Raw genomic sequence first — 5,183 nt, forward strand, 5'->3', positions numbered from 1 at the left:
CGCAAACAAATTCGATTCTGCGCAAATAAATCTCTGTCCCACCCGCATGGGATTAAATTGAACAAAAATAAAACCGGCATCAGCGGAAAATATGCCGCTACCGGTTTAATTCTTACAATTATCCTCTTTATTTTCATCAAAAAGGGTATAAAAGCAAAAAGGATTAAGTTGGGAGTGAAAAGAATGAAAGAACTCGTTTCGATCGAAGAAGTGAAATCTTTCAGCGAACAGCCCGGATTGCAGTTCCTCTATGTTTTAACAACGAGCTGAAGTGTCTGTCACGGGTTACTTCCTCAGGTTGAGGAAGCGATGAATGACTTTCCGAATATCGATACGCGTCTCGCAAATGCCGAGGAAACACCGGAAATTGCCGGCCATTTCTCTATTTTCACAGTGCCGGTCCTAATCCTGTTTGCGGATGGCAAAGAGATGCTGCGGGAAGCAAGGTTTGTCCATGTGGAAGAATTCAAGAAGAAAGTCAGCAAAATTTATGAAGGCTTCCACCACTCTTGGGATCAATAGAAAACGGACGATTTTTCCTAAATCGTCCGTTTTTGCTATGAAGAGGCTGCCGGCTTCTGTCCCATAAACTGGATTACGTGCGACAATCCATTATGAAGCTCGCCTTCATGGCACGTGACTTCACCCATAAAGAAGTGCACAATCCGCCAGTCACTGAATTCCTCCAGAAAGTCTTCCGGCCGGTAAAGAAAATCCACATCTTTCGGGCCGCCGCTCCGGTAAGGAATCTGGTATGGGGAATAGACTTCCGCTATAAAATAACCACCCGGCTTTACGGATCTTTTGACGCCTTGCAGGGTTTTTCGGCGGATTTCTCCCGGAAAATGACCGAACACATTCACAATCGCGTCCCACCGGCTGGGCTGCCACCGGGCTTCTGCCAGATCGACCAGCTCCGTCTCCACGTTGACACCTTGCTTCGCTGCCAGCTTCTTTACTTTCTCCAGCCCGGATTCAGCATAATCCCATGCCGTAACGTTCAATCCCCGTTCAGCCAGGAACACGGCATTTCTGCCTTCCCCTTCTGCAATGGTCAGCACTTCCCCGGATAAGACAGAATGCATTTCCACTAAGAATACATTCGGCTCAGTTCCGTACAGATACTTCTCATCTTTGAAACGCTCATTCCAATTGCTCATTGATGGGCACTCCTTTTTCCTGGTCGTTCTTCAACGCCCGCTCCACCGCCGCAACGGCATGGAGCTGCGCCGTATCAAACAGCGGCACCTCTGCATCTCCAGCCTTAATCAGCAGGCCGATTTCCGTGCAGCCGAGAATGATTCCTTCCGCGCCTTCCGCCACCAGCCCGCGGATTGCCTGCTTAAAACTTTCCCTCGACGACTGTTTCAATTCACCTGCCACCAGTTCCTCAAAAATGATGCGGTTGATTTCGTCCCGATGTTCCGCATAGGGCACCAGGACTTCAATGCCATGTGATTCGATGCGTGCGCGGTAAAAATCCTGTTCCATGGTATAGCGGGTGCCGAGGAGGCCGACTTTCGAAACCCCCTGATTTTTTATTTCCGCCGCCGTCGCATCGGCGATATGCAGCACCGGAATCGAAATCCTTTCTTCTATCTGCTCCGCGACCTTGTGCATCGTGTTTGTACAGATGACAATGAAATCCGCTCCAGCTCCTTCAAGCTTTACGGCAATCTCGCCAAGCTGGGTGCCTGCCTCCAGCCAGTCGCCTGCGGATTGCAGCCGTTCGATTTCCTCAAAATCGACACTGTACAAGAGGATTTGTGCCGAGTGCAATCTCCCGAGCCGGCTGTTCACTTCCTTATTGATGATGCGGTAATATTCCAGCGACGACTCCCAGCTCATGCCGCCGATCAGCCCAATTGTTTTCATCCGCTTCCTCTCCTGTCCAAATTTATTCGCAGCCAAGAATCTGCACCGTTCCCATATTTCTAGACAAGCGGCGCATTCTCTCGGTAAACTGAAAAAAGATAAACACTGTTTGCCGGCTCATAAGCCATGTTCCCTTACGGAGGCACCATTTTTTCTGATTCTCCGGTCATGCTCCGGTCCTGCAGAAGGATCTGGGCGAAACACTGTCCCCATTCCTTGCCGACTACCCAACAGACTGGAGAATTATGCGAATGAAACATTTAAGCACCGATACCCAATCCGCCCTTTTCGAAGCAATGCTTGACGGCAGCCGGGTCGCCACCACCGTGACGGATCCCCAGCAGCTGGACAATCCGATCATCTATACGAACCTTACTTTTGAAAAATTAACCGGTTACAGCCGTGAAGAAATCATAGGGAAAAATTGCCGTTTCCTGCAAGGCAGTGAAACAAACCAGGACGCCGTCCAGCAAATACGGGAAGCTATTGCCAGCACAGAATCCGTAACTGTCGTGCTGCGGAATTTCCGCAAAGACGGCACGCCTTTCTGGAACCGCTTGAATATCGAGCCGGTGACAATTGAAAACCACCTGTATTTCATTGGCACGCAGACGGATGTTTCTATTCAGGAAAACCAGCGGCTTCTCCTCCTTGAGCAGGAAGACGAGATCAACCGGCTGATGCTGCCAATCCTGACCATCCACGATAATTTGGGCGCTGTGACTCTCGTCGGCAAGATGAACGATGAACGTTTTTCTATCCTGACCGATAAACTGAGCGAGTACGTGCAAAAGAATGCCGTGGGGCACATCATCATCGATATTTCCGGCGTACTGTGGGAAGGAAATTCCTTTATCCACAGACTGCTGATGATTCAGGATGTCCTGCGCCTCATGGGCGGAAAATTATACGTAACCGGCATCAACGCAAAAGCGGCCATCGAAATTTCCAATCTGTCCATGCAAAGCCCATCGCTGACGACGTTTTCAACCGTCCGCCAAGCAATTGAATATTCCACCGGCGTTAATTTCGACTCAATCCACCAATAACACCAGCAGCCTCCACGACATGTTTCCTGGGGGCTTTTTAATGCCTGAAAACAAGAACCACCCACCTTTTTCTATGCCTTGCCGAGCGAAAAGCCTTCAAACAATCTTCCGCCATGCGGCTGCATAACCGCATCCGCCAATTCGATCACTCCATCTTTATTGCCTCTGCGGTAAAAAGCATCAAATGCCTGGATAAAACGTTCCGCAAATTCTTCATCATACTGCTTTAATGCCCGCACGATCCATTTGGATGCACCGATCCACTGCCCGTGCGTCCGCAGTTCAAATTCCGCAATCCCTTCCGCCAGGGTACCGGCGATGAAGATCTCTTCCGCCCGGTCCGTGCAGCCGATGAAATCATCGAGCACATCGGTCAGGAAATAGCGTTTTATGCGGATAGTTGCTGCCGGCCAAACTTCCGGCCCCTGAGCGAGCAATTCCTCCGCTTCCTGTTTAATAAGAGCCACGACACCGCTGTCCTGCAGCACAACCCCTTCCGCCACCATCCGCGGCAGTGATGGTCGTGCCCTTGCTGCGTCACTTTCGAAATAGGCTTTATACGACTCCAAATTATGGACGAATACTTCAATCGGCCAGTCGAATGCAGCGAGCGACTCCCGGTACGAAGCGGCCGCATTCCGGTCAAACACGACAATATCCAGGTCTGACGTTGCGGTAGCCTCGCCGCGTACCGCACTGCCGGCAAGGAGGGCCGCGTCGCAATGCGGGAAATATGTATGGATGAATTTTTGCGCTGCTTCGAGCGGTGCTGTTTTTTTATCTGTCTTCATGACATTCCCTCTTTTCTCTTCGATGCCGGCAGGTGCCGCCGATCAGTAATTCTTTACTGCAAAATCCGCCATCTTCTGCGGCTCGACTTCGGTTATGTAATGGTCTTCCGCCGGCCAATAGCGGTTTTCGAATTTCTGCCGGTTGTGCTGAACAACTTCCGCTTCCCGTTCGATGCGGCTTTGCCTTGGACTGTCCACATAAACCACCCAGTCACAGCAATCCCGCCACTCTAAACGCTGCAGGAAGACTCCTTCCCCAACAACGATACAAGAAGAAGGCAGCACAACTTCTTTCATGCGGCGTTCGTCCTTTTCGGCGTCATAATATGGCAGCACCAGTCGATCCGCATCCTTTAATCGCTGGAAAAAATGGTCCCGCAGCCATCCTGTTTCCCACTGCAGATGGTAATATTCATGCCATTCCTTATGGCCTGTGCTGTAGCGCCGGTCTTTCTCGACGATGAAATCATCGAGGTGGAAACTGGCTGCAGGCGTTCCGCTCTGCTTAAAATGCCGCATCAGCTTCCCCGTCAGCGTCGTCTTCCCCGACCGGCTGAGTCCGTCGATTCCGACAACGAGCCGTTTGCAGCTTTCAAGCGCCGGCAAGTTTTCTATGATCTGCTTCACCGTGTCTTCCATCTTTATCTCCCTTTCAGTTGATCCAAACTGCATTCTATATAATTTCGATTGGACCGGGCGTATTTCCTCTAAAGTTTTTTATTGATGAAAATAAAAACAGACCCCTCTGCCAGAGGAGTCTGCTTAAATTACCGATTGTTTGTATTTCCAACGTTATGGCCTTTTTCAGGGAAAACGCTCTTGTCCAGGTATTTATGGAAGAACCATTCACCTGCACCAATGACAAGCGCGGAAATGATGGCTGCCTGGATCAGGTCTGGATCATCAGCCAGCAACATTTCGCCCATCAGCCAGATCACCAGGAACGACAGGACAATATCCGATACCGTCGCCATGGCATTCCGTTTCGTATGGTCGTCATCAACCCGGCCTGCGCCATCCCGGTTGCGATCCCCCGTTTTGCGGAAAATCATCAGATCGCCCAGCGCATACGCCAGGACAGTCAATACCAGACTGATCAATAGCGTATCCCCGAACTCGACATCATAAATGCCCGTCAGAATAATCAGCAATACAACTGCAATCATGAGAAACTTAATAATTAGTGCTTTTACATGGTTCATTGTGGTTCCTCCTTTTAGTAGTATTGTGTACACCCAATATTTACCCAGGCGTTTTTATGGATAAACCTAAAGCTTCCGATGTTCTGAACTTCTATTATAAGTATGAACCTTAGCACCTGAGACCCAGTCAAAATTAAACAAGTTTCGGTGCTGCATGTTCTTTGCCGGCAAGTATGTCGGCTCTCTCCCTGTCCATTCAGTTAATGAAAAAGGTTTCGCGGATGCGAAACCTTCCTTTAAGGGATTGGAGTTTTTCGCACGGCGAA

8 protein-coding genes are annotated in these 5,183 nt (G+C 49.8%); 3 read left to right on the forward strand and 5 right to left on the reverse strand.

Going from position 1 to position 5,183, the window contains the following annotated elements; genetic code table 11:
* Together KW93_RS17800 and KW93_RS17805 are read left to right on the forward strand one after the other, a co-directional pair.
* A partial coding sequence (locus KW93_RS17800; protein WP_235318381.1) for a hypothetical protein occupies window positions 1-270 on the forward strand: 270 nt, incomplete at its 5' end.
* Window positions 271-309: 39 nt separating this feature from the next.
* Window positions 310-522: a thioredoxin family protein gene (locus KW93_RS17805; RefSeq protein WP_235318382.1), complete on the forward strand. Its 213-nt coding sequence runs from the start codon at window positions 310-312 to the stop codon at window positions 520-522.
* Between the two features lie 35 nt (window positions 523-557).
* On the opposite strand, the gene KW93_RS07235 is transcribed toward KW93_RS17805, so the two are convergent.
* Together KW93_RS07235 and KW93_RS07240 are read right to left on the reverse strand one after the other, a co-directional pair.
* Window positions 558-1,160, reverse strand: coding sequence for a class I SAM-dependent methyltransferase (locus tag KW93_RS07235; protein WP_033542321.1), 603 nt, complete (start codon window positions 1,158-1,160; stop codon window positions 558-560).
* Entirely contained in the window at window positions 1,144-1,875 is a 732-nt protein-coding gene (locus KW93_RS07240; RefSeq protein ID WP_033542322.1) for an aspartate/glutamate racemase family protein, read from the reverse strand. Before KW93_RS07240 ends, KW93_RS07235 begins: the two co-directional genes overlap by 17 nt.
* A 251-nt stretch (window positions 1,876-2,126) precedes the next feature.
* Between KW93_RS07240 and KW93_RS07245 the strand changes: the two genes are divergently transcribed.
* Complete coding sequence (locus tag KW93_RS07245; protein WP_033542323.1) at window positions 2,127-2,924, forward strand: PAS domain-containing protein; 798 nt, start codon at window positions 2,127-2,129, stop codon at window positions 2,922-2,924.
* 71 nt (window positions 2,925-2,995) lie between these two features.
* Here KW93_RS07245 and KW93_RS07250 read toward each other — a convergent pair whose 3' ends face one another.
* The 3 genes from KW93_RS07250 to KW93_RS07260 form a co-directional block, all read right to left on the reverse strand.
* Window positions 2,996-3,715 (reverse strand): nucleotidyltransferase domain-containing protein, encoded by a 720-nt coding sequence (locus tag KW93_RS07250; RefSeq protein WP_033542324.1) that lies wholly within the window; start codon window positions 3,713-3,715, stop codon window positions 2,996-2,998.
* A gap of 42 nt (window positions 3,716-3,757) precedes the next feature.
* Window positions 3,758-4,354: a kinase gene (locus tag KW93_RS07255; protein ID WP_033542325.1), complete on the reverse strand. Its 597-nt coding sequence runs from the start codon at window positions 4,352-4,354 to the stop codon at window positions 3,758-3,760.
* A 128-nt stretch (window positions 4,355-4,482) separates the two neighbouring features.
* Window positions 4,483-4,917, reverse strand: coding sequence for a YndM family protein (locus tag KW93_RS07260; RefSeq protein ID WP_033542326.1), 435 nt, complete (start codon window positions 4,915-4,917; stop codon window positions 4,483-4,485).
* Window positions 4,918-5,183 lie beyond the last annotated feature (266 nt).

The organism is Planococcus sp. CAU13, from assembly GCF_000775575.1.
GTDB lineage: Bacteria > Bacillota > Bacilli > Bacillales_A > Planococcaceae > Planococcus.

What these genes read in the sequence shown, in the direction of transcription:
- KW93_RS17805 (WP_235318382.1), top strand. Translation starts at nt 310, where the DNA reads ATGAATGACTTTCCGAATATCGATACGCGTCTCGCAAATGCCGAGGAA.
- KW93_RS07235 (WP_033542321.1), bottom strand. Translation starts at nt 1,160, where the DNA reads ATGAGCAATTGGAATGAGCGTTTCAAAGATGAGAAGTATCTGTACGGA.
- KW93_RS07240 (WP_033542322.1), bottom strand. Translation starts at nt 1,875, where the DNA reads ATGAAAACAATTGGGCTGATCGGCGGCATGAGCTGGGAGTCGTCGCTG.
- KW93_RS07245 (WP_033542323.1), top strand. Translation starts at nt 2,127, where the DNA reads ATGAAACATTTAAGCACCGATACCCAATCCGCCCTTTTCGAAGCAATG.
- KW93_RS07250 (WP_033542324.1), bottom strand. Translation starts at nt 3,715, where the DNA reads ATGAAGACAGATAAAAAAACAGCACCGCTCGAAGCAGCGCAAAAATTC.
- KW93_RS07255 (WP_033542325.1), bottom strand. Translation starts at nt 4,354, where the DNA reads ATGGAAGACACGGTGAAGCAGATCATAGAAAACTTGCCGGCGCTTGAA.
- KW93_RS07260 (WP_033542326.1), bottom strand. Translation starts at nt 4,917, where the DNA reads ATGAACCATGTAAAAGCACTAATTATTAAGTTTCTCATGATTGCAGTT.